General features: G+C 41.2%; 26 protein-coding genes. 10 read left to right on the forward strand and 16 right to left on the reverse strand.

Translation table 11 applies throughout. The features are described 5' to 3' along the window. Position 1: 1 nt before the first annotated feature. From D0907_RS06820 to ccoG, 5 genes are all read left to right on the forward strand, one after another. On the forward strand, positions 2-283 hold the full coding sequence (locus D0907_RS06820) for a YeaC family protein (protein ID WP_036969024.1): 282 nt from the start codon (positions 2-4) through the stop codon (positions 281-283). Then, positions 273-2,954 (forward strand): DUF349 domain-containing protein, encoded by a 2,682-nt coding sequence (locus D0907_RS06825; RefSeq protein WP_118844197.1) that lies wholly within the window; start codon positions 273-275, stop codon positions 2,952-2,954. Before D0907_RS06820 ends, D0907_RS06825 begins: the two co-directional genes overlap by 11 nt. A 145-nt stretch (positions 2,955-3,099) precedes the next feature. Beyond that, entirely contained in the window at positions 3,100-3,657 is a 558-nt protein-coding gene (locus D0907_RS06830) for a YceB family lipoprotein (protein WP_118844198.1), read from the forward strand. Between the two features lie 433 nt (positions 3,658-4,090). Beyond that, positions 4,091-5,500: a sigma-54 interaction domain-containing protein gene (locus D0907_RS06835; RefSeq protein WP_036969017.1), complete on the forward strand. Its 1,410-nt coding sequence runs from the start codon at positions 4,091-4,093 to the stop codon at positions 5,498-5,500. A 153-nt stretch (positions 5,501-5,653) separates the two neighbouring features. Then, positions 5,654-7,036 (forward strand): cytochrome c oxidase accessory protein CcoG, encoded by a 1,383-nt coding sequence (ccoG, locus tag D0907_RS06840; protein ID WP_036969016.1) that lies wholly within the window; start codon positions 5,654-5,656, stop codon positions 7,034-7,036. A 189-nt stretch (positions 7,037-7,225) separates the two neighbouring features. Here the strand turns inward: ccoG and D0907_RS06845 are convergent, their stop codons facing one another. The 3 genes from D0907_RS06845 to D0907_RS06855 form a co-directional block, all read right to left on the reverse strand. Beyond that, positions 7,226-7,642 carry a hypothetical protein gene (locus tag D0907_RS06845; RefSeq protein ID WP_036969014.1) on the reverse strand — a complete coding sequence of 139 codons (417 nt, stop codon included), beginning with the start codon at positions 7,640-7,642 and terminating at the stop codon, positions 7,226-7,228. A gap of 183 nt (positions 7,643-7,825) precedes the next feature. Then, positions 7,826-8,731, reverse strand: a complete 906-nt coding sequence (locus D0907_RS06850) for a M14 family metallopeptidase (protein ID WP_065979803.1) — start codon at positions 8,729-8,731, stop codon at positions 7,826-7,828. A gap of 64 nt (positions 8,732-8,795) precedes the next feature. After that, positions 8,796-9,389, reverse strand: coding sequence for a hypothetical protein (locus D0907_RS06855; RefSeq protein ID WP_065979804.1), 594 nt, complete (start codon positions 9,387-9,389; stop codon positions 8,796-8,798). A gap of 160 nt (positions 9,390-9,549) precedes the next feature. Here D0907_RS06855 and D0907_RS06860 point away from each other — a divergent pair, with 160 nt between their 5' ends. Next, on the forward strand, positions 9,550-10,587 hold the full coding sequence (locus D0907_RS06860) for an AI-2E family transporter (protein WP_036969008.1): 1,038 nt from the start codon (positions 9,550-9,552) through the stop codon (positions 10,585-10,587). A gap of 22 nt (positions 10,588-10,609) precedes the next feature. On the opposite strand, the gene D0907_RS06865 is transcribed toward D0907_RS06860, so the two are convergent. The 5 genes from D0907_RS06865 to D0907_RS06885 form a co-directional block, all read right to left on the reverse strand. Continuing rightward, on the reverse strand, positions 10,610-11,026 hold the full coding sequence (locus D0907_RS06865) for a hypothetical protein (protein ID WP_118844199.1): 417 nt from the start codon (positions 11,024-11,026) through the stop codon (positions 10,610-10,612). Beyond that, entirely contained in the window at positions 11,013-12,350 is a 1,338-nt protein-coding gene (locus D0907_RS06870) for an ATP-binding protein (protein ID WP_074988346.1), read from the reverse strand. The genes D0907_RS06865 and D0907_RS06870 overlap by 14 nt, the downstream gene beginning before the upstream one ends. Then, positions 12,344-13,018, reverse strand: a complete 675-nt coding sequence (locus D0907_RS06875) for a response regulator transcription factor (protein WP_036969002.1) — start codon at positions 13,016-13,018, stop codon at positions 12,344-12,346. Before D0907_RS06875 ends, D0907_RS06870 begins: the two co-directional genes overlap by 7 nt. A 2-nt stretch (positions 13,019-13,020) precedes the next feature. Beyond that, entirely contained in the window at positions 13,021-13,272 is a 252-nt protein-coding gene (locus D0907_RS06880; protein WP_074988345.1) for a PepSY domain-containing protein, read from the reverse strand. Between the two features lie 160 nt (positions 13,273-13,432). Further along, complete coding sequence (locus tag D0907_RS06885) at positions 13,433-13,732, reverse strand: YciI family protein (RefSeq protein ID WP_036968998.1); 300 nt, start codon at positions 13,730-13,732, stop codon at positions 13,433-13,435. A gap of 175 nt (positions 13,733-13,907) precedes the next feature. Between D0907_RS06885 and D0907_RS06890 the strand changes: the two genes are divergently transcribed. Further along, positions 13,908-15,332 (forward strand): sodium-dependent transporter, encoded by a 1,425-nt coding sequence (locus D0907_RS06890; RefSeq protein WP_036968996.1) that lies wholly within the window; start codon positions 13,908-13,910, stop codon positions 15,330-15,332. Between the two features lie 50 nt (positions 15,333-15,382). Here the strand turns inward: D0907_RS06890 and D0907_RS06895 are convergent, their stop codons facing one another. Continuing rightward, a complete protein-coding gene (locus D0907_RS06895) occupies positions 15,383-16,021 on the reverse strand; it encodes a CPBP family intramembrane glutamic endopeptidase (protein ID WP_036968994.1) in 639 nt (212 codons plus the stop codon). Between the two features lie 58 nt (positions 16,022-16,079). Continuing rightward, on the reverse strand, positions 16,080-16,667 hold the full coding sequence (locus tag D0907_RS06900) for an inner membrane-spanning protein YciB (protein ID WP_118844791.1): 588 nt from the start codon (positions 16,665-16,667) through the stop codon (positions 16,080-16,082). 192 nt (positions 16,668-16,859) lie between these two features. Here D0907_RS06900 and D0907_RS06905 point away from each other — a divergent pair, with 192 nt between their 5' ends. Both D0907_RS06905 and D0907_RS06910 read left to right on the forward strand, forming a co-directional pair. Next, complete coding sequence (locus D0907_RS06905) at positions 16,860-17,129, forward strand: HU family DNA-binding protein (protein ID WP_065979805.1); 270 nt, start codon at positions 16,860-16,862, stop codon at positions 17,127-17,129. 137 nt (positions 17,130-17,266) lie between these two features. Further along, complete coding sequence (locus D0907_RS06910; RefSeq protein WP_036968990.1) at positions 17,267-17,839, forward strand: type 1 glutamine amidotransferase domain-containing protein; 573 nt, start codon at positions 17,267-17,269, stop codon at positions 17,837-17,839. A 52-nt stretch (positions 17,840-17,891) separates the two neighbouring features. Here the strand turns inward: D0907_RS06910 and trpA are convergent, their stop codons facing one another. From trpA to D0907_RS06940, 6 genes are read right to left on the reverse strand one after another with little or no spacing between them, the layout of a single operon-like run. Continuing rightward, positions 17,892-18,704 carry a tryptophan synthase subunit alpha gene (gene trpA, locus D0907_RS06915; RefSeq protein WP_036968988.1) on the reverse strand — a complete coding sequence of 271 codons (813 nt, stop codon included), beginning with the start codon at positions 18,702-18,704 and terminating at the stop codon, positions 17,892-17,894. Continuing rightward, positions 18,701-19,885, reverse strand: a complete 1,185-nt coding sequence (gene trpB / locus D0907_RS06920; RefSeq protein WP_036969276.1) for a tryptophan synthase subunit beta — start codon at positions 19,883-19,885, stop codon at positions 18,701-18,703. The genes trpA and trpB overlap by 4 nt, the downstream gene beginning before the upstream one ends. A gap of 7 nt (positions 19,886-19,892) precedes the next feature. Further along, positions 19,893-21,257, reverse strand: coding sequence for a bifunctional indole-3-glycerol-phosphate synthase TrpC/phosphoribosylanthranilate isomerase TrpF (gene trpCF, locus D0907_RS06925; RefSeq protein WP_118844200.1), 1,365 nt, complete (start codon positions 21,255-21,257; stop codon positions 19,893-19,895). Continuing rightward, a complete protein-coding gene (gene trpD, locus D0907_RS06930) occupies positions 21,250-22,269 on the reverse strand; it encodes an anthranilate phosphoribosyltransferase (protein WP_118844201.1) in 1,020 nt (339 codons plus the stop codon). The genes trpCF and trpD overlap by 8 nt, the downstream gene beginning before the upstream one ends. A 9-nt stretch (positions 22,270-22,278) precedes the next feature. Further along, the gene (locus tag D0907_RS06935) at positions 22,279-22,884 is read right to left on the reverse strand and encodes an aminodeoxychorismate/anthranilate synthase component II (protein WP_065979808.1); all 606 of its coding nucleotides are present in this window, start codon (positions 22,882-22,884) and stop codon (positions 22,279-22,281) included. Next, the gene (locus D0907_RS06940) at positions 22,884-24,452 is read right to left on the reverse strand and encodes an anthranilate synthase component 1 (RefSeq protein ID WP_118844202.1); all 1,569 of its coding nucleotides are present in this window, start codon (positions 24,450-24,452) and stop codon (positions 22,884-22,886) included. Before D0907_RS06940 ends, D0907_RS06935 begins: the two co-directional genes overlap by 1 nt. A 437-nt stretch (positions 24,453-24,889) precedes the next feature. Between D0907_RS06940 and rnm the strand changes: the two genes are divergently transcribed. Continuing rightward, a complete protein-coding gene (gene rnm, locus D0907_RS06945; RefSeq protein WP_036968979.1) occupies positions 24,890-25,729 on the forward strand; it encodes an RNase RNM in 840 nt (279 codons plus the stop codon). The last annotated feature ends 7 nt before the right edge of the window (positions 25,730-25,736 follow it).

A 25,736-nucleotide genomic window follows, 5' to 3' on the forward strand; every position in this document is an offset into this window, starting at 1 on the left:
CATGAATATTGATCACATCGTTAAGAATATCACCCCAGAAGTATTTGAACGTCTTCAGTATGGCGCATCAACAGGCAAATGGCCTGATGGCACGGTATTGACTGAAGAGCAAAAACAACAAACCGTTCAACTCGTGATGCTTTATCAAGCTAAAGTTTCGCAGACCAATGAGCAGTTTACCATTGGTGCCAATGGTGAAATGGTGCAAAAGAGCAAAGCTCAATTGCAAAAAGAATTCGCATCTGAAAATGAAATAGCTAGGTTTAGTGAAAATGATCTTTAAACACCTATTTACACCGAAATGGAAACACCCTAAGAGCCAAGTTCGTTTGGCTGCTGTTGAACGCCTTGACTCAGAACGTGATGTCAACATTTTGAATAGCATCGCGCTTGAAGACAGTTCAGCAGAAATCCGTAAAAAAGCATTGAATAAAGTAAATGATATTGTTTTATGGTGGCAAGTATATAAACAAGATCAGGCATTAAAAGAGATTGCCGAACAGCATATAAATCAAGCGGTGTTAAACACCGACAGTCAGCTTGATGAGAGCATAAAAAACGAATTCATTGAACGTTTTGCACCCGTTAAAACACTTGAAAAACTCGCGTTTGCAGAAAAAGAAATTCAAGTGCGTGTTAAGTTACTAAAACGCTTAGCTAACCCAAACCTAGTTGATAAAGCTTTCAAAGAAGGAAGCGAAGAGTTACAGCTCAAATTAGTTGAACTTGTAATTCAACACCAACTGTCTAAACCACTTTTGAAACATGCTAAAGGTGAAGCGCATACGCAACTTGCTGCCCATTTAGAAAATGAGCGTTTAGCCGCTGAAATGCCGGCTAAAGTTGAAGCTGATACCCGAATTGTACTTGCTAAACTTAATGCACTGCGTGAAAAAAGTGATTTCAACCTAGTATCTCAGCAACATGCTGATTTACTACAGCAATGGCAGGCCATCGAGTTAAAGTGGCTAACGGATGAACAAGTCAACTTATTAGATAAAAAATACTCAGCCATTATCGCAAAGTTAGATACACATCTTGCGGTGCTTAGCAAAGAGCATGAGGCGCAGCAGCAAAAGCTTGCAGAGCAACAGCGTCAAGTGTTGGCACTGGCTACTTTAGAAGCGCTAGGCGAAGAAATTGAAAATGCATTACAGCTCGGTCTAGAGACCCCAGAACAAATACAGCAAGATTGGCTTGAAGCGAAAGTAAGTCAAGCAAAAGAGGCTCTTGCTGAGACTGAGCTTGCTGACAATCAAAATGTACGTGATGTGAAACAGCATTTAGCGAATTTGTTTAAACAAGTGGAGCAGTTACCACAGTTAGTTGCTGCGATTGCTGACTATAAAGCGGCATTCGATGCTTTATCTGCGGTTACGACAAGCGACGATGAAACACAGTTTGATACGCTAAATAAAGAGTTTGAGCAGAAAAGCAAATTCGCGCGAAAAAAACTCTCGCATATCCCGTCTCGCCTACAAGGGCGCTTTAAAGCTAACTTAACGGAATGTGTGAAAGCGTGGCAACATGCTATGTTGCCATTAACGAGTAAGTTTGACAAAAACCAACAAGCCGCGAAGCGCAAAGCACGTGATGTTAAACGTTTGATTGATCAAGGTCGTTTTAATGTTGCCTTTGGTGTTTTTAAAGGATTTGAAGAGTTATATGAGACATTAACCGAGTCTTATAAGCAGCCATTAAATACATTAAAAGCAGAGCTTGAGGCACAGCTAGCAGAAGCGAAAGACTGGCAAAAATATGCATCGGCGCCGAAGCGCGACGCTATTTTACAAGAGGTCAGTGAGCTTGTTGCAACGCCATGTACCGATCCTAAACAGCGTGCTGAGCAAGTTAAACAATTACGCCGTCGTTGGAATGAATTAGGTCGTTTAGATACTGATGCCGAAAAACAGCAGGGTGAACTTTTTGATCAACACATTGAAGTGTTGTTCACGCCTTGTCGTGAGTATTTTGCAGAGCAAGAGCAGTTGCGCGAGCACGCAAAAACACAGCGTTTAGATATTATTGCACAAATGCAGCAATTAGCTGAGCTTGATGCACAGACCGATGATTTTGACTGGAAACAGTTTGAAAGTAAGTATAACCGCATCAGTAAATCATGGCGTTCTGCGGGTAATGTAGACCCTAAAACGTATCGTGAATTACACAGCGAGTTCAAAACGGTTCAGTCGCAAGTGAATGCGAAGTTAGCTGCATTTCACAAAGCCAATGCGGAACAGAAAAGTGCCCTCGTTGAGCAGGCAACACTACTTTCTCAATCTGACGACCTTGCAACCGCATGCCAGCAATTAAAGGCATTGCAACAAACATGGCAAACAATTGGTTTTGCTGGCATGAAAGCAGAAAACACGTTATGGCAGCAATTTAGACGTGTCAACGATGAGACATTTGCAAAGCGTAGCGCAGAGTTTGAAATACAAAAGCAAGCTCAACAGCAGAATGATGAAGTCGCTGCAGTGGAATTAACCGAGCTTGAGTCTGCGTTAGGCAGTGTGGTTCACTTAGCACAACTTAAAGACTTAGCGGCTAAATTATCGGCATTAGACTACTCTAAATCACTTAGTGGTCGAGTTGCGCAATTAGAAAGTGCCATCGCGGCGAAAACAGAGGTGCTTGGTAAACAAGCTGAACAATCAAAGCTAGCTGCTTTGTTTAGTGCCCTAGAAGAGGGCAGTACTATACCGGCTCAATTTCAGGCTTCGTTAACAACAGCATTAACTGCGCAGCAGTTGTTGACACGTATTGAAATTTTAGCAGGGGTTGAATCAGCCGATAGCCAATTACGTATGACAGAGCAAGTTGCAATGCTTGATGATAAGCATCGTGGCGAACAGGCTGATGTTTACTACTATCTAAAACAACTTTTAGCGGTCAGTGAAGGTTCAGTTTCACCTGACACACTAGCTAGGCTTAAAGTTATATTCGCAATTTAACGATTAATAGCAATCGATTAAGGTATTTAGTTTTCTCTCAAGATAAGTGGGGTGTCATATCCTACTTATCTTGATTATTGAAAGATTAAATAAGTTAACATGGTTGATTTAAGCCGCTTTTAAAGCGGCTTTTTTGAGGAAAAAAATGAGAATTTTAATATTACTTACGTGTTTATTTTTAGGGGCGTGTAAGAGCACAGATCAAGGTGTCTCTGTTTATTCATTTACAAATTCAGAAATAGAAACTGCACTTGCAAATCAGTTACCAAAACTCAGTGAACAAATTAAGTTGATGGGTTTGCCAGTTGATTTTTCAGTAAATGACTTAAGTGTTAACGTTGGTCCAGATAAACGCGACGTAGTCGTTTTAGGCGCAGACTCAAGTGCAGTGATTAAAGCGTTTGCACTTAAATACCCAGTAAGATTAAAACTAAAAATCGAAGGCAGTCCTTTCTATGACAGTGAGAAAAAAGCGGTGTTTCTTCGTAATGTGAAATTAATAGACACCACGGTCGATACTGCTGGGTTTAAAGGTAATTTAAACTTACTAGATGAGCAAGCGATGCAAGTTATAAATAGCTTTTTAGCCGTTAATCCAGTTTATAAACTAAATATAAATGACCCTAAAGTGGCACTACTAAGTAAGTTACCTTTGGATATGAAAGTATCACAGGGTGAAATTCTCTTAGTACCTACTCTCTAGAAAGGGTATCAGCAAGCAGTGTAAAAAGCGGCAAAATGCCGCTTTTTTAATGTATTTAGTGCGTCAATTTAAAAATAGTTAAGTCGTTTTTCTGAAAACGTCAGTGTAATTTTGTAAACGTCAAACTTAGTCGCCAACTGACTATCACCAATCCGTAAAAATAGATAATCATTTTGAGTGATAAAACCTGTGCCACCTGCGACAAAAATGCCTGATTTACGACTGCATGGATGCAGGGGGGAGAGCAATGCAGGAGCAATTGCCGAAAACAACTAAATAGCGACATTTTTACCTTATTATTGACGCGGTTTTATTGCCTAAACATAGACCACTTAATTAAGCCAATTGGTATAACAGTCCTTTATTACTTTACTTGTTTGCTAATTAAAAGCTTGTCATAATGCTCGTGATATTTCGCGAGTGGAGCCTATGTATGATTAAGGAATTTTTAAACGACCCAACATTATTACTCAATGCGGTAGGTGAAGGGATTTATGGCTTTGACTTATCGGGCAATGCGGTGTTTGTTAACCCTGCCGCAGAGCGCATGACGGGGTGGCATGCCGATGAGTTATTAGGTAAAAAAATTCACCAATATCATCATCATACTAGAAAAGATGGCTCGCCTTATCCTGCCGACGAATGTCAGATATATTGCACCATGTTTGATGGCAAGCATCGGCATGTAACCGATGAGGTGTTTTGGCGCAAAGATGGAAGCCATTTTGCAGTAGAATACACCTCAACACCTGTCTATAAGAATGGTGAGCTGATAGGGGCTGTCGCGATTTTTCGCGACGTTTCAAAACAACAGCAAACCGAACTCGCTTTGCGTGATGCATTGGCGCAAGTACAGCATTTATCTGAACAATTACAAGAAGAGAATGCTTATCTTATTTCTGAGTTAAATGAAGATTGGCAAGATTCGGGTCTTGTTGGAAAAAGTCACTCATTTCAGACGATGCTTGAACAAATTACCCTTGTCAGCCAAACAAACAGCACAGTGCTTATTTTGGGGGAGAATGGCACAGGTAAAGAACTTGTCGCACGTAACTTACATCGTTTGAGTACGAGAGCTGAGCAACCTTTTATCAAAGTAAATTGTGCTGCATTCTCAGCAAATTTGATCGAATCTGAATTATTTGGTCATGAAAAAGGGGCGTTTACAGGCGCGAATGAACGCAGGAAAGGTCGCTTTGAGTTAGCTGATAACGGAACGCTTTTTTTAGACGAAATAGCAGAGCTACCGCTTGAATTACAGAGTAAACTTTTGAGAGTATTACAAGAACATGAGTTTGAGCGCGTAGGGGGAACACACACTTTAACTGTGAATATTCGTGTTATTGCAGCCACAAATCGAAACTTATGGCAGATGGTAGAGCAGGGAAGTTTCCGTATGGATCTCTATTACCGATTAAATGTATTTCCTATTCGCGTACCAGCATTGCGTGAGCGAAAAGAAGATATCCCCTTGCTTGCTGCTAATATTATTAACCAGCTTAATAAGCGTCTTGGCAAACACTTTAAAGGTCTTACAAAAACAACCTTGGCACAGCTTGCTAACTACGAGTGGCCTGGCAACATTCGTGAATTACAAAACATACTTGAGCGTGAAGCAATTCTATCAAAACAAAATGTTCTGCAATTATCATCTGCGTTGAGTGATAAAGACCCTGCTTCTGGTGTGGTACTTTCACTCGATGCCGCGCAAAAACAGCATATTTGTACTGTACTCAAGCAGTGTCATGGCAAAATTTCTGGTGAGGATGGTGCTGCGACATTACTTGAGTTGCCAGAAAGTACTCTGCGCTCAAAAATGAAAAAGCTAGGTATTAAATACTAAGGCGCGAAATATCACGCAAGCTCGCGGTATTTCACGAAATTAAGGCGTCCTATATATTTAATATCGTTATTTTTCAATGTGTTATGTGTGTTTTGTTGTTGGCCTGATTGTTGCTCTTACTTGTTAGAACCGAGACTAACAGTAAGTAGCAAAATGAAATTAGAAATCAAAGAGCAAGACCTAATCATCAAGCCCTATAATCAAGAGGGTCCCATTTATATTCGTGAGCAAAAAGGCCGTTTTCAACGTATTCGTCGATACCTTGGATGGGTTTTAATGCTTATATTTATAGCGATTCCATGGATACCTTATAAAGGTCACCAAGCAGTGCTATTAGACGTTGCGAGTCAAAAGTTTAGCTTGTTTGGCCTAACGCTATTACCCCAAGACTTTATGATTTTAGCTATGTTATTTATGACTGGTGCATTTGCCTTGTTTTTCGTTACGAATTGGTTAGGGCGAGTATGGTGTGGCTACACCTGTCCGCAAACAATCTGGATGTTAATGTTTACATGGGTTGAGCAAAAAATAGAAGGATCGAGAAACCAACGTATAAAAATGGATAAGGCACCTTGGTCGGCAACAAAAGTACAAAAAAAAGTGATTAAACATGCTGCGTGGTTACTTATTTCATTAATCACATCGATGTCTTTTATGGCGTACTTTATTCCTGCAAAGTCGTTATACATGAGTTTATTTACGCTTGAAATGTCAGGTATTGTAAGCTTCTGGGTGTTTTTATTTGCATTTTGTACGTATGGCAATGCGGGTTTTTTACGTGAAAAAATGTGTACTGTCGCCTGTCCTTACTCTCGTTTTCAATCAGTGATGTTTGATAAAGACACGTTAGTGGTAACTTATGACCAACAAAGGGGAGAAACACGTGGTGCACGTAAACGTAAAGCCGACCCTAAAGCACTTGGGCTAGGTGACTGTGTTGACTGTAATTTATGTGTTGAAGTTTGCCCTGCTGGCATCGATATTCGTAATGGCTTGCAATACGAGTGCATCAACTGTGGGTTATGTATTGATGCTTGTGATAGTACTATGGAAAAATTTAACTATCCAAAAGGGTTAATAAAATATGCTTCTGAAAAGCAAATGGATGGTGAAACGACAAATCCATTTAGGTTGAAGCTACTTGGTTATGGTGGTCTAACAGCTTTGTTTATTTTAGCTATGGTTGTATGGACAGCAATGCGTACGCCAATCGAAGCATCAGTGATAAGGGATAGAAACGCTTTATATCGGGTTAACTTTGAAGGGCTAGTTGAGAATCCTTACACGTTGTCGATTATCAATAAAACACAGCAGCCGTTAAATTATACGATTGGCATTTCAGGAATTGATGGGGCAGTGTTGCAAGTACCAGAGTCAATTTTAATTGAAGCCGGTAAAATGAAGCGAGTGCCAGTGACCGTTGTTGCAGATGGCTATGGGTTAAAATCAAAAGTGACATCAATTCGTTTTCATATACAAGCACTGGAAGATGCGAGTATTGGCATAACGAAAGAAAGTAAATTCTACAGAGATTAAACAGTGGCTACCAATACCATTGTGCTTAATTAAGTGGTCTATTTTGAGGCAATAAAACCGCGTTGATAACAAGGCAAAAATTTAGTTATTTAGTTGTTTGAAACCAGACATTTTTAACGCAGGTAGCGACTGGTTTAATCACTCAAAAAGATTAAGTATTTTTGCACATTGGTATTAAATGGCTTGTTTTTAACAAGCCATTTCTGCTAACTCTAGTTGTTTTAGAACATAGGCCTTTGCACTGTCTAAATCATCATATAAACAGTCTAGAATTTGAATCGGTGATTGTGCTTGCGCAATTACACGCTTCATTTGGTTTAGCACAATGGATGAGCTAAATATAAACGCGGTGGCTTTACAATTGGTATCTTTCAACTCTTTTAATAAGCTGACAAAACCGTGCTCAGCATCTGGGGTAGTTGCATATAAATTTGTTGAATGACTAATGTATGCCCACGGTTTTCCAGCTAAATCGCAAATATGTTTTTTTAATCCAGCCGCGAAGTCGTTGACCAAACGTGCATTAATATTACCAGAAAATTGCCCAATAATAATGGGGCCATCAGTGATTATAGCGACACTGCCATAGTGATTCTTAAAATTCAATTTGCTTCCCTATCTAATTAAAAGAGCGCGAATTTTATACAATCTGCAGTGCGTGTCTAGCGATTTTTTGAACAATAGCGAAAAAGCATAACTTTTTCGCTATTGTTTATTTTAATTAATAATTTACCTGCATTACGTCCGTATGTGTATAATTTATATGCAACATAATTGATTTATAACTAACTAATTATTAACAACGTAATCAAGTGCTCCGGTAATAGAAGCGACTTGAGCATTGATGCAAATTGTATCGTTAGCGTGTGGGCTGTCAGGGTATACCTCTGTGGTAGTAACATATTTTGCATTGGTTAAACCCATGCATAAACCCAATTTTTTCGCCTCGTAATTTATGACGCCAAATTGAGTTTGTACAACACCAATGAGCTGGTTGTTTTCATCGCTTGGAGCAATATGTGTTACCTTTTCAACGGCTTTAATGATTGCGGTTTGAAAGGCATCCTGCGGTCGTTCACTGTCTGCAACAAGGTAAAAACCATCAGGAATGTTCCAATTATCGTGGGTTTTTGCATCTCGGGCTGCCAGCGCTGGACGAAACTCACTGTTATCGGTATCGGTTGTTTCATGCAAATCAACATGCACTAACGGCGCGATATCATGCTCTGCTAAAAAAGACATAATAGCTGCTGATTCTTCTGCGGGGCTATTTTTATAAAATGAACGATTAGGATCTGTTGCGTTCGGATTCCAGCGGTTGATTGTTTCATAACCCCATGGGCTAATACACGGCGCAACCAATATATTAAAATGTTCAAGGTAGTCAGCTGCTTTTGTTTTAGCAAAGGCTAGTGCACCATGAACGCCACTTGTCTCATAGCCATGAACACCTCCGGTTATCAGCACACACGGTTTATCTGCTTGCCAATGCTTACTTTTTAGAATGTAAAGAGGGTAGTTTTCGGTGTCATAACTTAGTGCACCATACTGCTCAATATCGAAGTGAGCTGATAAGGCGTCTAATTGTGAAACAACATCATCTTGGTAGCTTCGCTTGACAGATTGTAACTCAAGCCATGCTTTTTTATCTGCGTCGTTCCATGGCTTACCAGGGGTTCCGATAGGATAATTCATAAAATACCTTTTTGGATTTAGGTGCAAAAAAGCCAAGCTTAACGAAGCTCAGCATAGCCTGCAACTAGATAAGGTCAGTGGAAATATTTTCCTCTTCATACAGTTTTGCATGATGATGCTTATGAATATCAAACAAGTATTGACGCATAGCGTCTTCACCTTCGCAAATTTTTTCTATTTTAGCTGCAACGCCATTACTTGTGACACGCACAGGTTTTGCACTAATGACGACATGCTCATTATTCGGCAGATTAAAAGCGAGTAAAATTTCTTTATCGAGCGTTTCCTCAGCATTTTTGGGTTGCAACAATACGCCCGTGCTAGACAGTGAAATAATCAGGTATTGTTCTGTTTGCAATTCTAGGTTGGGGGTACGCCAGCTGCGTTCAATTCCTTTTGTATCGATCACTTCGGGGGCACTTAACGTGGGGGTAACTTGCCCTTTGTCGTCAACAATAAACTCAAGTGGAAACCACAATTGATAAATACCCACTTCAGCAAGTAAGGTTAGCTTGGCATTGTTTAACAGACCATTCAGCTTGTCGGGTAAATTAAAGTTAACAGATATTTTAGTGTCGGTTGTTAAATCTTTTACACCGTGTTCTGCCTCAAATAGGCTGTTGAAAAAAGAGAGCTCTTGTTCTGATAAATGTGACATTTATAACTCCTTTTAAGCGCCTTCAACGCATGGTAACTCAATATTATAATTTGTACAAATTTCGTACATATGCTAAGCACTTATTATGCCAAGTGCGTTGTGATTTATTTTGTTGCTCATTTCACTTACACTGGGGGAAATAGTTTACAAGGATTTTATTTTGTCGAGTTTGACGGGTGTTAATAAGAGTTTAGTGATATTTGCTGCATTAGTTATTGTTCTAGCAGGAATTAAAGCTGCAAGTGTGATTGTTATTCCATTTGTCTTGGCGGCATTTATTGCCATTATATGTAATCCCTTAATTCGTTTTTTTGCCCGATATGGCATCCCCAAAGCGATAGCAGTGATATTTGTAATGATGATAATTGTTGGTGTGGGGATCAGTCTTGCCGGGTTGGTTGGGCAATCGATGACAGATTTCTCGAAAAATCTCCCAGAATATAAAGCGCAATTAAAAGAAGAATTTGTGTGGGTAGTCAATGTTGCCGCGCGTTACAACATTTTGATAGACAAAGAACAAATAATATCACTGTTTGATCCAGGTAAAATAATCGATGTTGCCACTAACATGCTAACGGGGCTGGGTGGTGTAATGGCAAATCTATTTTTGATTATTCTAACCGTAGTATTCATGCTGTTTGAAGGCCCTATGTTGGGCAAAAAGATACATTTGGCATTAGATGACCCCGAAATGAAAATGAAGCAAATTGACCGTTTCTTAGACTCAATTAACTCCTATTTAGCCATAAAAACGATGGTGAGCCTAGGCACGGGTCTGCTGGCTGGTTTTATGCTTTGGGCGCTTAATGTTGATTATTTTGTGCTGTGGGGTGTTGTTGCTTTCATGTTTAACTACATTCCTAATATAGGGTCGATTATTGCCGCGATACCTGCAGTATTATTGGCGCTGATAACCCAGGGCCCGCTGGTGGCCAGTTTTATTGCCGGTGGTTATCTTGTTATTAACACTGTAATGGGAAATATTGTTGAACCAAAATTTATGGGTAAAGGCCTTGGTTTATCAACGCTGGTGGTTTTTTTATCGTTAATATTTTGGGGATGGCTCATGGGTACTGTAGGTATGTTGTTGTCGGTACCGCTTACGATGATCGTTAAAATTGCGCTAGAGACAAGTCAAGAAGGGCGCTGGCTTGCTACTTTGCTTGGTAATGGTGAAGAGTTAAAACTAGAAGATTAATAAAGGCGCTTAAGCGCCTTTTTTAATTTAATGGTCGTTGTAAAACTTTAATATGATTTTCTAAAATCTCAATCTCACAGTGTTTATAGGTAATTGCCGCTGTTGTTGCATTTGGCATTTTTTGTAAGTAGCGCCAACGACAGCTGTCTTCTAAATAACGTTCTTGGTTTTTTAAACTACGCTGAAAAATAGGCAAAAGTTGACTATTACCTGTCTCTTCTTTAATTTTTTCGATATCCATTGTAAGTTTGTTGACCCACATTTTATGGTCACGTTGTAAATCTTCAATGGTTTGATCTAAGCATTGAATATAATGCCTAGTTTCATCAGGGTGATTGCCTTTAAGCACACAGATTTGATCTGCGATTGCATGCGAGCTGAGGGCGAGTAAGCTTATTAGGGCTGATGAACTGATTAAAGAAGCTCTATTTTTTATCATGATAATTAAACTCTAAGATAAACTCTGCACCACCTAGTTTTTCAGCATCGCTGATTGTTAGTGTGCCATTGTAGGAGTTTACTAAATCGGAAACGATGGCCATACCCACCCCATGACCGCTTTCGTAAGTGTCTAGACGTGTGCCACGTGTTAATAACGATTCACGCTTATCGTGTGGGACACCCGGGCCGTCATCACAGATACTCACTGTTAACGTTTTATTTTGTATAACCTTTATATCGACCTGAGAACGGCAGGCTTTACATGCATTATCAATTAAATTCCCAAGTAGCTCCATTAAATCAGTTTTATCCCCTAAGAAGTAATCTTTTTCGCTCACCTCTGAAGTAAAAATAATATCTTTATCACGATACACTTTAGTCATTGCACTTAGGATAGAATCAATAACAGGTTTGATGTGGGTTTGCTTTTTCCACGTGTCAGATGCTCCCGTTGCAGCGCGTTTTAATTGATGTTCGATCATCACATTTATGCGGTCTAGCTGTTCTTGTGCATCTGCGTCATTGGCTAAAGGGCTCGACTTTAATACAGCCAGCGGTGTTTTTAGGGCATGCGCCAAGTCGCTGAGTGAAGCACGGTAACGTTCTTTTTGTCGCTGCTGTGATTCAAGCAAAAGGTTTAAATCGGCTTTGATTGTTTGTAGCTCAACAGGGTAAAGCCCTCTTATTTGTTGATTATCACCCGATTCAATCGCTTTAATTTCTTTATCTAACCGTTGTAAAGGTCGCGCACTCCAAACAAAGCCGATTGCCATCAATGCCGCAATGGCTACCCCCATTACATACATCCAATTGACGAGTGTTTGTTTAAAACCATCCATTAAACGCAATAGGGCGTCGTTGCGTTTGAGCAAAATGAAGCGAGCATGTTCTGATTGATCGATGTTTTCTAATATAACGGTGAGCGTTAATTGCCAGTACACAACATTATTGTACTCTACACGGCGAAAATCAGCGGAGCCTGCAGGCGCTTCAAAGTTATCGGGAATAAAATTAATATTTGTGGCTGACTCAGAATACCAGACGGGTAAATCACCTCGGTAAATCATTGCATAGGTATCTGAATTTAATCGGTTTAATTCTGGCGTTAAAATTGTGCTTGGCATCACAATACCACGCTCGGTGAAATCAACTTCAGAGATCAATGAGTAAAGGTGAGCTTCAAGGGTTTTTTCGGTCGCTTCGACTAAGGAGGCATAATAAGCTTTACCAATTGAGAAAAATAAAATGGGTAAAGCGACCAATAAAACAAAGACAAGGATAAATCCTTGCCTTACTTTAAGCGGAATTTGCGATGCTACCACTGACTTTTAAGCCTGTAACCACGGCCGCGTAATGTTTCAACAGGGTTCAATGTACCCTCAGGGTCAAGCTTTTTACGCAAACGTAAAACAAAAACTTCGATAACGTTTGAGTCAAGGTCAAAGTCTTGGTCGTATATATGCTCAGTTAACTCAGATTTTGAGATCACTTTTTGCGGATTAACCATCAAGTACTCTAACACTTTGTATTCGTATGCCGTTAAGCTTAATTCTCTGTCATTAACCCAGACTTGTTGTGAGCGGGTATGGATTTTTATCGGGCCCGCTGTCATTTCTGGGTTTGCTTTACCTGCACTGCGGCGGATAAGTGCATTACAACGGGCAATTAACTCTTCAACATGAAATGGTTTTGTTAAATAGTCATCTGCGCCAGCATCTAAGCCTTCTACTTTATCTTGCCAACGGTCACGTGCTGTTAAAATCAAAATAGGGATTGTAATACCCTGAGCACGTGCTTTGTTGATTAGCTCAATACCATCAATTTTTGGTAAGCCAAGATCGACCACAGCCATATCAAGCGGGTACTCTGTAATATGAAATAAACCAGCTTCACCGTCGTGACAAAGGTCTACACTATAACGCTCTTTTTCTAGAGCATTACGAAGGTTGTCTGCTAAATGTAAATCATCTTCAATTACTAAAATTCGCATTCTTAATCCTTTTTCACTTCGCCAGTTTTTTTGTTCACGTGGACATCAACCACATGGCCGTTCGTTTTTAAAATTCTCACGGTATATATTTTTTCTTGCTCTGTGATCTTGAGGGTTCGGCCATCTTCAGCTTTTTTAGCTATAACAACAGCTTGCTTTTTAGTCACCTCAGCAGGTTGCTTGTTATTTGCAGCAGCTTGATAGCTTGAAAGTGCAAATAGTAGGCTAAAACTGAAGGCTAACAATATGCGCATGATGGGGAACTCCTAAACCAGACCCTTTTAGTTTAATTAACCAATTAACTAAAACTCAAGTAAAAACGTTAAATTAAGTGATTCAACGAGCAAATTTTAGTTAATAAGCAGTGAACAAACACTGAATTGTTGCTTCAGTTAAGTTCAGGCCTAAAAGGGCTTAACCAAATACTTTTTTAAACGGCTTAACCACAGAATTATCATAAACGCCCGCAGCGATATAAGGATCGTTGGCTGCCCATTCGCGAGCCGCTTCTAATGATTCAAACTCTGCAACGACTAAAGAGCCAGTAAATCCAGCTTCGCCAGGATCTTCATTGTCAGTTGCTGGCAATGGGCCCGCAGTGAATAATCGGTTTTGATCGGCTAACTCTTGCAGGCGAGCTAAGTGAGCAGGACGTGCAGACTTACGTGCCTCTAAACTATTTTCAACATCTGTTGAATAAATCATATACAACATGGTGTGTTCCCAAAGTAATTTTTGAAAATAGTAGCATATTCTTGTCAATAGACGAGAAGTTATTCGCGTAATAATCTTTACAGCTGGGCATATAGCTTTAACTTATAAAGCTTGAAATACGCGGTGTAACACTGGTAGAGTCGCGGGATTGAAAAAATAATAATAAGGTTTTTAAATGAGCGAAAAACGCGAGCATTTTAGCTCCCGCCTCGGTTTTATTTTAGCGGCAGCGGGTTCTGCTGTAGGAATTGGTAACTTAGTGGGTTTTCCAGTTTCGGCAACTAAAAATGGCGGTGGCGCTTTCCTTTTAGTTTATGCACTGTTTGTCATTTTTATTTGTTTACCGGTAATGATGGCCGAAATGGCAATGGGTCGCAAGGCGCAAAAAGATCCCCTTGGTTCGTACAAGCTTTTAGCGGGTAATGATCCTAAATGGAACTTTGCAGGCTTTTTAGCAGTATTAACGCCATTTATGATTGCTGTTTTTTATATGGTAATCACAGTGTGGATTTTTGGTTATTTATCGCAAACCGCATTGGGTAATTTAGATGCACTCGCTCAGCCAGATAATTTTGGCACGTTTATAAACAGTTATACTGTGTTTGGTTACATGGCTGTTGTCGCCATTATTGTCAATTTAATTCTGGTGGGTGGGGTTAAAGAAGGTATTGAAAAAGCCGCGAAGTTTATGATGCCAGCGCTTTTTGTACTTTTAACGGCCTTAGTTGTTTATGTATTAACCCTTGATAATGCTATGGCGGGTGTTAAATATTACATCGTTCCAGATTTTAGTAAAATGGATGCTAGCGTATTAAATGGGGCATTGGCTCAAGCGTTTTTCTCTTTATCGTTAGGTATGGGTATCTTAATGACCTATGCGTCGTATATTTCTAAGAAAGATGACATTGTTGGCAGTGCAAAGATGGTCGCGGTCACGGATTCATTAGTGGCATTTATTGCTGGTCTTATGGTGTTACCTGCTATTTTTAGTTTTAATCCAAATACAGATCCAAGCACGTTATCAGATTCATCAGTATCAATGATTTTTGTGTACTTACCCAAAATTCTGTTAGCTCTTCAAGCTGACATCGGATACTTTGGTGCGTCGGTCGTTGCTTTTGTATTTTTCTTATTGGTGTTTTTTGCCGCAATTACGTCATTAGTTTCAATTGTTGAAGTACCAACAGCAACGCTAAGCGATCGTAAAGGTATTAGCCGTAAAAAAGCGTTAGCTATTTTAACGCTTTCAACAGGTGTTTTAACGGTTTTATGCACCATGTCGTTTGGTATGGTGGAGTCGTTAACGTCGTTTGTAAATTATGGTGGCGCAGATAAAAGCTTATTCGATATTGTTTATGACGTGTTCTACGATACTATTTTGCCGCTGAATGGTTTAATGGTGTGCTTGTTCGTTATGTATCGCTGGAAAAAAGCAAATCTATCTGAAGAGTTAAGCCAAGGTTGTGAAGGTTATATAGGCAGCTTTACAGAAAAGTATGTGAACTTCTCTTTATCAACATTTATTCCGGCTATTTTACTGCTTATATTTGTAAATACTGTCGCAACGAAGTTCTTTGCATTTAGTATTTTCGGATTTTAAAAAACCGTTCGTTATTGAGCCGCGCACCTTGCGCGGCTTTTTTATATTCGCTAAATAGCCCCTGCATCTAAAACATCACCCAGTCCCAAAGTAAACATCCAAAGCCCCCATAAGCTGTGCTCGATAACACAAACAAAAGTGGAGCGGCTTTTCGCATATGTATAGGAGAACAACAGGCCGCCCATAAAGGCAAGCAGTACCGCAAGTACATTGGCATAGACAATATGAGCGAGGGCAAAGACTGAAGCACTCACAAAAATCCGCACTGTTTTGCTTGGCATAATGCGTTTATAACGGTGAAAAAAATACGTCCTAAAAATCAGCTCTTGTGGCATCACAGATAAAATAGGATAAAGCAGCAACAATAACAGCCAGTCGTTGAATGAGTTTCGGGGTAATGAAAACCAATTTTCTTGATTTATGATGCCGTAAAACATACCTGAAAAGAGTGCACCTAAAAAGAAAAAGCTAAATAGTCTGCGCTTAACGGCACTAAATTGACCAAGACTGGTTAAACGAAAGCGCTTAAAGTGGGGGTCTGATAACAGTAACATCCCACACACACTCATTAAAATGATTAGGGCGGGTATCAGCCAATTCGCAAGGTGTGCGCGTAACAAGAAGCCTAAAAGCGGAAGCGAAACAAATATGAGGGTAAATTCAAACCAGCGGTATTGATTGGCGTTCAATGTCGTCTCAGCGCGTTTTTTGTTTACGTTACCAAGCTAAGACGACAGTTTTATGACATTACAGCTCTTTCGTATCGGTGTTTTCGTCATCTTCAGGTAAGTATTTGAACAGCAAGATAATGGTCGCAAGTACGCAAACAAAGGTGATACCCATTAAACCAAATACTTTAAAGTTAACCCAAAAATCGAGTGAAAAATTATAAGCAATATAAATATTAAGTGCTGAGATACCCGCTGTAACAGCCACCCAGAATAAATTTAGTTTATTCCACAAGGAGTCGGGAACAATGACTTCTTGTTTACTTTCTGAGGCATTTTCTAAAATTGAACTCAATGCTTTTTTTACGAGGTTTTTACCAAGTACATAACGGCTAAATAATAAGGTGAAACTTAAAATTGCGTATACAATTGTGGCTTTCCATTGTACAAATTGCTCATCATGGAAAACTAACGTTAATGTTCCTAGCACGACGGCAATAGCAAAAAAGACCCAGTGGCGATTCGGTACTTTACCTTCCTTAAAATAACAATACGCAACTTGTATCAAGGTAGTTAGCATAAGTACTGCTGTTGCCCAGTAAATATCAACGAGTTTGAAAACCGCAAAAAACAGAATCAGCGGAATATATTCAATAATTGCATGCATAGATTTTGAAATGCTCTCATTTAAAAAGATAATGGGTTGTATCAATATATTGGCTAAGATACAAGGTTGACTTAGCTTTCCTTAACGCTTAGCCTGCCGAGCCAATTTGACCTAAACCCGTGTTTAGGTTGTTTTACCTTATCTTTTTCCGCTTAACCTTAGATGATTAAGCGGCGTATTTTGGAGCAGTTTATGAATAAAGCCGCCTTAGTGTCGCAAATGGCAGCCCACAGTGAATTAACTAAAAAAGACACCCAAGCAGCGCTGAATAGTATGTTAAATGCCATTGAAAAATCACTCTCAGAAGGTGACCAAGTACAAATTAACGGGTTTGGTACCTTTGCTTTAAGTTATTACCCAGCACGTAAAGGCCGCAATCCACAAACGGGTGAAGAAATTGAAATTGAAGGCGCAAATAAACCTGTTTTTAAGCCTGCTAAAGCCTTAAAGGATATTCTTTAAGTAGGATTTGCAAAGGCACTGTAGTATTTACAGAGCTTGCCGCAACTCATTTAATTTAATTTCAATAATATCAATGCATTAAGCTTGGCATGTTGTCTGCTTTTACTGGTGTAGTTTCACAGTAATAAGGAGGTAACATGTCAGATTTAAACAGCCAACTTAATGGTAAAAAGATTGCAATTCTAGCCACCAATGGCTTTGAACAAAGCGAACTACTGTCACCCCGAAGCGCTTTATTAGAAGCTGGGGCGCTAGTCGAAGTGGTATCTCTTGAACGTGGGGATATTACAGGCTGGAATGAAAATCAATGGGGGGAGCGTGTCACTGTAGACCGTGTTGTGAGTGAAGCTGACTCAACGGAGTATGACGCGTTATTACTGCCAGGTGGATTATTTAATCCAGATACGTTACGACAAGATAGCGATGCAAAAGCATTTGTGGATGGCTTCTTCAGTGCCGGTAAGAACAAACCGATTGCGGCGATATGCCACGGCCCATGGTTATTAGCCGAGATTAACAAATTACGTGATCGGAAAGTGACCTCTTATCCGAGCATTAAAACCGACTTAATTAATGCTGGTGCCAATTGGGTTGACCAAGAAGTGTGTGTCGACGAAGGGATTGTAACAAGCCGCAGTCCTGCTGACTTAGAGGCGTTCAATCGTAAGTTTATTGAGGAAATAAAAGAAGGCGTTCATCGTCATCATTAGTCATAAGAAGCAAAAAAGGGCCACAGGGCCCTTTTTTAATATTGGTTGCGCGTTACTTCGTTGCCGCTTTCATACTGGCAACAAACGCCTTTAAACCACTTAGCATTGCTGCTTGGTCGTCAAGGTTTGCTTCGATGATTTTTACAACCGCAGAGCCTGAAATTGCACCAGCAGCACCCGATTCAAGCGCCGATTTCACATCATCAGGTGTTGATACACCAAAGCCGAGCAAAGCAGGGGCTGCATGGTACTCTTTTAACTTTTTAACCAATGAATCAGCAGGCATTTGTGCTTTGGTTTCAGTGCCCGTAACCCCCGCGCGTGAAAGCAAGTAGGTATAACCACGGCCATAAGATGCACACTGACGTAAGGTGTCGTCATCGGCATTCGGGGTTGCGATAAAAATTGGGTCAATGCCATTTTTCATTGCCGTTTGACGAAACAGCTTTGATTCGTGCAGCGGCACGTCAGCCACTAAAATTGAATCAACACCGGCGTCTTTTGCATCGTGATAGAACTTTTCGATGCCCCGTTTAAACACAAGGTTTGAATACAGTAATAAACCGATGGGAATGTCGGCATTGTATTCACGTACTTGTTTAATAATATCAAAACAGTCTTGGGTATTTATGTTCTCATCAAGTGCGCGAATGTTCGCTGCTTGAATAACTGGGCCATCGGCAATTGGATCTGAAAACGGGATACCTAGCTCAAGCGCATCTGCGCCGCCATCTATCAAACTTTTGATGATTTCTACACTGAGCTCTTTATTAGGATCGCCAATGGTGACAAAGGGCACAAACGCACCTTGGTTTGTCTCGTTTAATGTGGCGAACATGTGTCCGTAACGATTAGTTTGGCTCATAGCGCGCCTCCTTCTGATAAAACACTGTGAACGTGAGCCAAATCTTTATCGCCTCGGCCACTTAAATTAACCACTAAAATTGTGTCTTCGGTTTGTTGCTCGGCATATTTCAGTGCATAAGCCAGTGCATGACTCGATTCTAGCGCAGGGATGATCCCTTCATTTTTAGCAAGGAGCTGAAATGCTTCAAGTGCTTCGGTATCGGTAATACCGACGTACTGAGCTCGGCCTGTTTCATGTAAATGAGCGTGTTGAGGACCCACCGCAGGGTAATCAAGGCCAGCAGAAACAGAGTAAGACTCTTCAATTTGGCCATCATTATCTTGCATAATGTACGTATAGGTGCCGTGTAAAATACCTTTCGTGCCTTTACATAAAGTAGCACCGTGCTGGTGGGTATCTAAGCCTTTACCCGCAGGCTCTACACCAATGAGTTTTACACTTGGCTCATCGATAAAATCAGTGAACATACCAATGGCATTTGAGCCACCCCCTACACAGGCTAATACGGCATCAGGCAAACGGCCTTCTGCTTTTAATACTTGCTGTTTTGCCTCTTCGCCGATCATTTTTTGGAACTCGCGAACCATGGTCGGGAATGGATGCGGACCTGCTGCTGTACCTAGCAAATAATGGGCATCTTTGTAGTTTGCAGACCAATCACGAAGTGCTTCGTTTACTGCGTCTTTTAACGTACCAGAACCGGCTGTTACAGGTATAACTTCTGCGCCCATTAACTTCATACGAAACACGTTAGGCTGCTGACGCTCAACATCTTTTGCACCCATATAAACGCGGCATTTTAAACCAAGTAGGGCACACGCAAGTGCTGTTGCAACACCGTGCTGACCAGCCCCTGTTTCTGCAATCACTTCTTTTTTACCCATGCGTTTTGTTAATAACGCTTGGCCCAGTACTTGGTTGGTTTTGTGTGCACCACCGTGAAGGAGATCTTCACGCTTTAAATACAATTTAACCTTGGGGTTTTTTATTAAGTTTCGGGTTAACGTTAATGGCGTTGGACGACCTGCGTACTCATTCAATAATTTTTCAAATTCTGCCTGAAAAGCAGGATCGTTTTGTGATTTATTAAACTCTGCTTCTAATTGCTTAAGTGCTGGTACAAGCAGTTGTGGTACGAACATACCACCAAATTCACCGAAATAAGCTGGATTTTGCATTCTAACCTCAATAATTTCTGATATGCGAAAACGCATTGTGTAATTTTGTTGGGCATTTTTTACCTGCTGACGCTTCTACGCCAGAATTTAGGTCAAGCCCCTTGGCACCGCGATAAAGCGCTGCATGAATATTCTCTGGATTTAAGCCGCCCGCTAACATAAATGGCACTGTGGCTGTGTCTAATATTGACCAATCAAAGGCTTCGCCAGTGCCACCTTTTTGGGTTTTGCTGTATGTGTCGTATAAGTGGCGGTCAACCCCTTCAAGCGGTTTTGGTAACGTGCCATTTACCGCTTGCGCTTTCCAAATCTCACAGCCAAGTGGCAACTGCTTTCTGAGACTTTGAATATACTCGCTATTCTCATCGCCATGTAATTGGACGGCGGCTAATTTTAGGCTTTGTGCGTAGTCAACGACTTGTTCAAGTGGTGCGTTAACAAACACGCCAACATAGGCAAGCGGGGCACTTTGTGTCACTTGTTTTGCGCAGTCAATATCAACATAACGAGGCGATTTAGGGTAAAAAATTAACCCTCCATACACCGCACCACTTTGATAAGCAGCCTCAGCATCTTGTGAACGGGTTAAACCGCACACTTTATTTTCACCTAAAATCACCTTGCGGCAAGCTGCGTCTAAATCGCGTTCAGCCATGAGTGAACTGCCAATTAAAAAACCGTCACATAAAGGAGCAAGGCGTTTTACATCGTTGTGTGTGTATATACCAGACTCTGAAATAACTACTTTGTCGTTTGGTATTAAGGTGCGTAAGCGTTCAGTGGTTGCCAAGTCCGTACTTAAATCACGCAGGTCTCTGTTGTTGATGCCAATCAAACGAGCATTCAGTGCAAGTGCACGGCTCACTTCTTCTTCGTTGCTAACCTCAGTCAGCACCGACATATTTAAAGTATCTGCGACGTTATGCAGTGCTAAGTATTGCTCATCATTGAGTACTGACAGCATTAATAAAATGGCATCACCGCCTGATAACCGTGCCAAATACACTTGGTACTCATCGATGAAAAAGTCTTTACAAATAATCGGCTGCTCAACCTGACTGCGCACATACTCAAGGTAGTGATAGCTTCCTTGAAAATATTTCTCGTCGGTTAATACGCTTATACAGGTTGCGTATTTTTTATAGACCGCTGTAATTTCATCTAAGTTAAACGGTTCACGGATAAGCCCTTTAGAAGGCGATGCTTTTTTACATTCTAAAATAAATTGTGTGCCTTTTGCTGCCAGCGCACCTTCAAAATCACGGGTGGTTGGCACAACATCCGCAATGAATGATGTAAGTGGACGCTGTGCTTTTCTGGTTTCAAGTTCGATACGTTTGTCGGCAACAATTTTGTCTAATACGTTAGCCATGACTTACCTCAATAATTGCGTTCAATGTGTTCATCGCGCTGCCAGATGCTAACAACTCGGTTACGTGTTTCGCGGCTGTTTTTAAGTCGCTTGCTTTGCCTGTTAGGTAAAGTAGCGCTGCAACGTTGGCAATAATGGCTGCGTTGTGAGCGTCTTCCCCTTGGCCTTGTAAAATCGCTAAACTGGCTTTCGCATTATATTCTGGGCCTTGACCTGCTAATTGTTCAAGTGAATAGTTTGCAAGACCAAAATCGTTTGCTGTCAGCGTGTACTCGGTTAGTTTGCCATCATTGAGCTCAACGACCTTGGTTTCGCCGTGTAGCGCAATTTCGTCGGTACCGGCTCCATGCACTACCATAGCGCGACGCGTGCCGAGGGTTTTTAGGGTTTCGGCCATCGGTAAGCAAAGAGATGCATCGTAGACACCAAGCAATTGCACGTGGGGGGCGGCTGGGTTGGCAAGCGGACCTAAAATATTAAAAATAGTGCGACTTTTCAGGGCAGTACGTACCCCCATCGCATGACGCACACCGCTGTGATAATGCGGGGCAAATAAAAATGCAAAGCCAGTGTTTTCTAAGCATGTGGCAGCTTGCTCTGGGCTCATATCAATATTGATGCCCAAGGCTTTTAGTAAATCAGCTGACCCCGAGTTACTCGATACGCTACGGTTGCCATGTTTTACCATATTGATACCCGCGGCTGCGGCAACAATGGCAGCCGTGGTACTTATATTAATCGTATTTGAGCCATCGCCACCGGTACCGCAGCTATCGGCTAACAGTGTTTTACTGGTGGTAAATGGCACTGCGTTGGCGCGCATAGATGCTGCAGCGCCAGCGATTTCGTCGCTCGTTTCACCTTTAAATTTTAACGCGATAAGTGCAGCAGTTAGCTCTATATCATTTAATTGGCCATTCATTATTGCATCGAATAAGGCACTTGATTGCTCAAACGATAAGTGTTGATTGGCCAATAATTGGTTTAACGGGGATAGGGTTGTTGCTTCCATGTTATTCCTCTACTGCACGCGTGCGGTTAAAAACTCAATACTTTGCTGTAATAGCAAGGCGCCGTTTGGCGTTAAAATCGATTCTGGATGAAACTGGTAACCAAGTGCATTATCTTGCGGGTGATAAATTGCCATTGGAATATTTTCATACGAGGCAATGACATCGACTGCGTCTGGCACTTTAGTTGCCATGAGTGAGTGATAACGCGCTACTGGCATTTTTTCACCCATCCCTGCAAATACAGGGTGATCAGACAACGCAATAATCGACGATTTACCATGAACGGTTTCACCTGCATGGCCAATCACGCCACCATAACTTTGTGTTAATGCTTGTTGGCCTAAACAAATACCTAGCATTGGGAAACGTCCCTTACAAAGCTCAATTAATGCCATTAAGCAGCCCGCATCTGAGGGGGCTCCCGGCCCAGGTGATAACACGAGTAATACTGGCACAGTTTCTTGGCACATTTTGTTATAAATGCTTTGTGCACTGATATTGTTACGGTATACCACTAACTCGCACCCTAACATAGAAAGTTCATCGACTAAGTTATAACTAAATGAATCAAAGTTATCTAAAAAGTAGATTTTATAGGCTGATGGTGTGTTCATTATTGTGCCTCATAAGTCGATTGAATTGCGGTAATCACTGCTTGTGCTTTAGCGCGCGTTTCATTGGCTTCTGACTGCGGGTCTGAATCAAACACCACGCCAGCACCTGCCTGTACATAAGCCATGCCGTTTTTCACAAAGGCTGAGCGAATAACAATACAGCTGTCCATCGCACCATCACCGGTTAAATAACCAACTGCACCACCGTAGCTACCACGGCGCTTTTGTTCTGTTTGACGTACAAGTTCAGCGGCTCGTACTTTGGGAGCACCGACTAAGGTGCCCATATTCATACATGCTTGATACGCATGCAGGGCATCAAGTTCAGGTTTTAATGTACCGACCACGCGTGAAACTAAATGCATCACTTGTGAGTAGCGGTCTACTTTTAATAGCTCTTTGGCATGGCGTGTACCCGGCACGCTTATACGGGCGACATCGTTACGGGCTAAATCAACCAGCATTAAATGTTCAGCGCGCTCTTTTTGGTCGTTACGTAGTTCAAGTTCAATGCGGCTGTCTAAATCTGGGTTTATTTGTCCATTGGCAAATTTACCGCGTGGGCGAGTACCTGCAATTGGATACACTTCAACTTGCTTGCTATCAACACAATATTTAAGTGCTGACTCAGGCGATGCACCAAATAACACAAACTCTTCGTCGCGCATGTAAAACATGTAAGGACTGGGGTTTTGTTGCTTAAGTTGGCTGTAGGCATGAAGTGAATCTGGGCAGGTAAGAGAAAAAGTACGTGATGGTACGACTTGGAAGATATCGCCATCGACAATGTTCTTTTTTAATTTGATGACATGCTCGCAGTATTGCTCATCGCTGACATCAACCGAGACAGAGCTTGCACCGCTTTGCTTTTGTCCTTGGTATTGCGCTGCGTTGTCACATACGCTGTTCAAGCGTTCTAGCTGCTGACCGACTTCGAAGCAATTGGCGTGCACTTCTGGGCCGTTAAACACATTACCAATCAACTCGGTGGTTTTGGCTTGATGGTCAATTATCACAAGTGTTTCGGCTAAATAGAAAACATAGTCTGGGCAGCTGTTTTCACCTTCAGGTACGTCAGACAGCGTTTCAAAATTTGCGACCATGTCGTAGGCAAACACCCCGCCAAGAAAGACTGAAAAAGGGTTGTCTGTGGTGCTTTTTATACTGTTTATACAGCTACGAAGAGCGCTAAAAGCATTGTCGGCAATCAGTTTGCTGGCTTCGTCAATATCGCTCGCTACTTCGTTGTAGGTCAATGTGAGTGTGTCTTCAATAAGCACTGCATCGCAGTTTTGCACATGGCTTTGTAAATAAGGTAGTAATTGTTTGCCGTTATTTGACTGTGCTGTCAGTGTGACGTGTTTACCATGGCAAACAATACGTAGCGCTGAGTCAACCAAAATTAGGCTTTTGACACTGTCTTTAGAGTCAATTTCTGCAGACTCTAACAGCAGTGAATTGGGTTTATCGAGTAAACTGTATAACGCAAGTGGGCTACTAATGTAGTCACGCACTTGAGTGATACTGGTCACCTCACCCGGTGTCGTTGTTATATGACTAAAAATCAAACCTTATTCTCCCTCATTCCCAAAAATAAAAACCCCGCAAAGCGATGCTTAAGCGGGGTTCGTATAATAATGTCTATAAATTAGATAGACCCTTACCGTCCCGCTAAGCCAGGCGCCACCACCAATGATGTGTAAGAGTTGCTATGTTATTCATTTATAAAACCTTAAAATTTAGATATAAAAAAACCCGCTACATGAGCGGGTTTTGAAATCGTATAGACACGACAATTCGTCACCCGCTAGTTACGAGTGCCACCACCAAATTGTGATTTGAATTGTTTTGTTCATTGTTATTTCTTTTTCAACGTGTCTTAAAGTGCATACAGTAAAGCGTACCTGAGCCGATACTGTCAAGCATTAATTTACAACAATTAGTATAAAATCTTTGTTATACTCCTATCAATGATTCAAGAACTTACGTTAAGCAGTCTTTTCCTTTGATAAAATACGATTTACATAGCCACACCACATATTCTGATGGTCAGCTATCAGTCGAGCAACTATTACACCGCGCGGTTGAAAAAAATATAGATGTGTTCGCAATTACCGATCACGACACATTGGCGGCGATAGCCCCTGCACGTGACATCATTGCGAATGACGATTTACCGCTTAAATTAATTGCCGGTGTTGAAGTGTCAACTAAGTGGGAAAGCTTTGAAATTCATATTGTTGGTTTAAATATCGACGATGAGAATGAAGCCTTGATTTCGCTATTAAGCTCGCAACAGGCGAAGCGTGAAGAGCGTGCCATCGAAATAGGTCATCGCCTCGCAAAAAATGGTTTTGAAGGTATTTATGACGACGCGAAAGCATTTGCCGACAATGCCCAAATTACCCGCGGGCACTTTGCTCGCGCACTCATTGAGCGCGGCGTAGCCAAAAACTTTCCAGGTGTCTTTAAAAAATACCTAGGCCGTGGCAAAACAGGCTATGTACCAAGTTGCTGGTGCGATATGCAAACGGCGATAGCGGCTATTCATCAAGCGGGTGGGGTGGCTGTTCTGGCGCATCCTGGTCGTTATCAAATGTCGAATAAGTGGTTGCGTAAGTTGATAGTCGAGTTTAAAAACGCGGGGGGCGATGCAATGGAAGTTGCACAACCCCAGCAAGCACCGAGTGAACGCCAGTTTTTAGGTGAGCTTTCTAGAGAATATGATTTACTCGCCTCACAGGGGTCAGACTTTCATTTTCCTACAAGCTGGTTGGAGCTGGGAAAAAATTTATACTTACCCAAAGATTGCCAAGGTGTTTGGCAAGCGTGGGAAGGGCAATAGGAGTGTG

Source organism: Pseudoalteromonas lipolytica, from assembly GCF_003515105.1.
Classification (GTDB): Bacteria; Pseudomonadota; Gammaproteobacteria; order Enterobacterales; family Alteromonadaceae; genus Pseudoalteromonas; species Pseudoalteromonas lipolytica.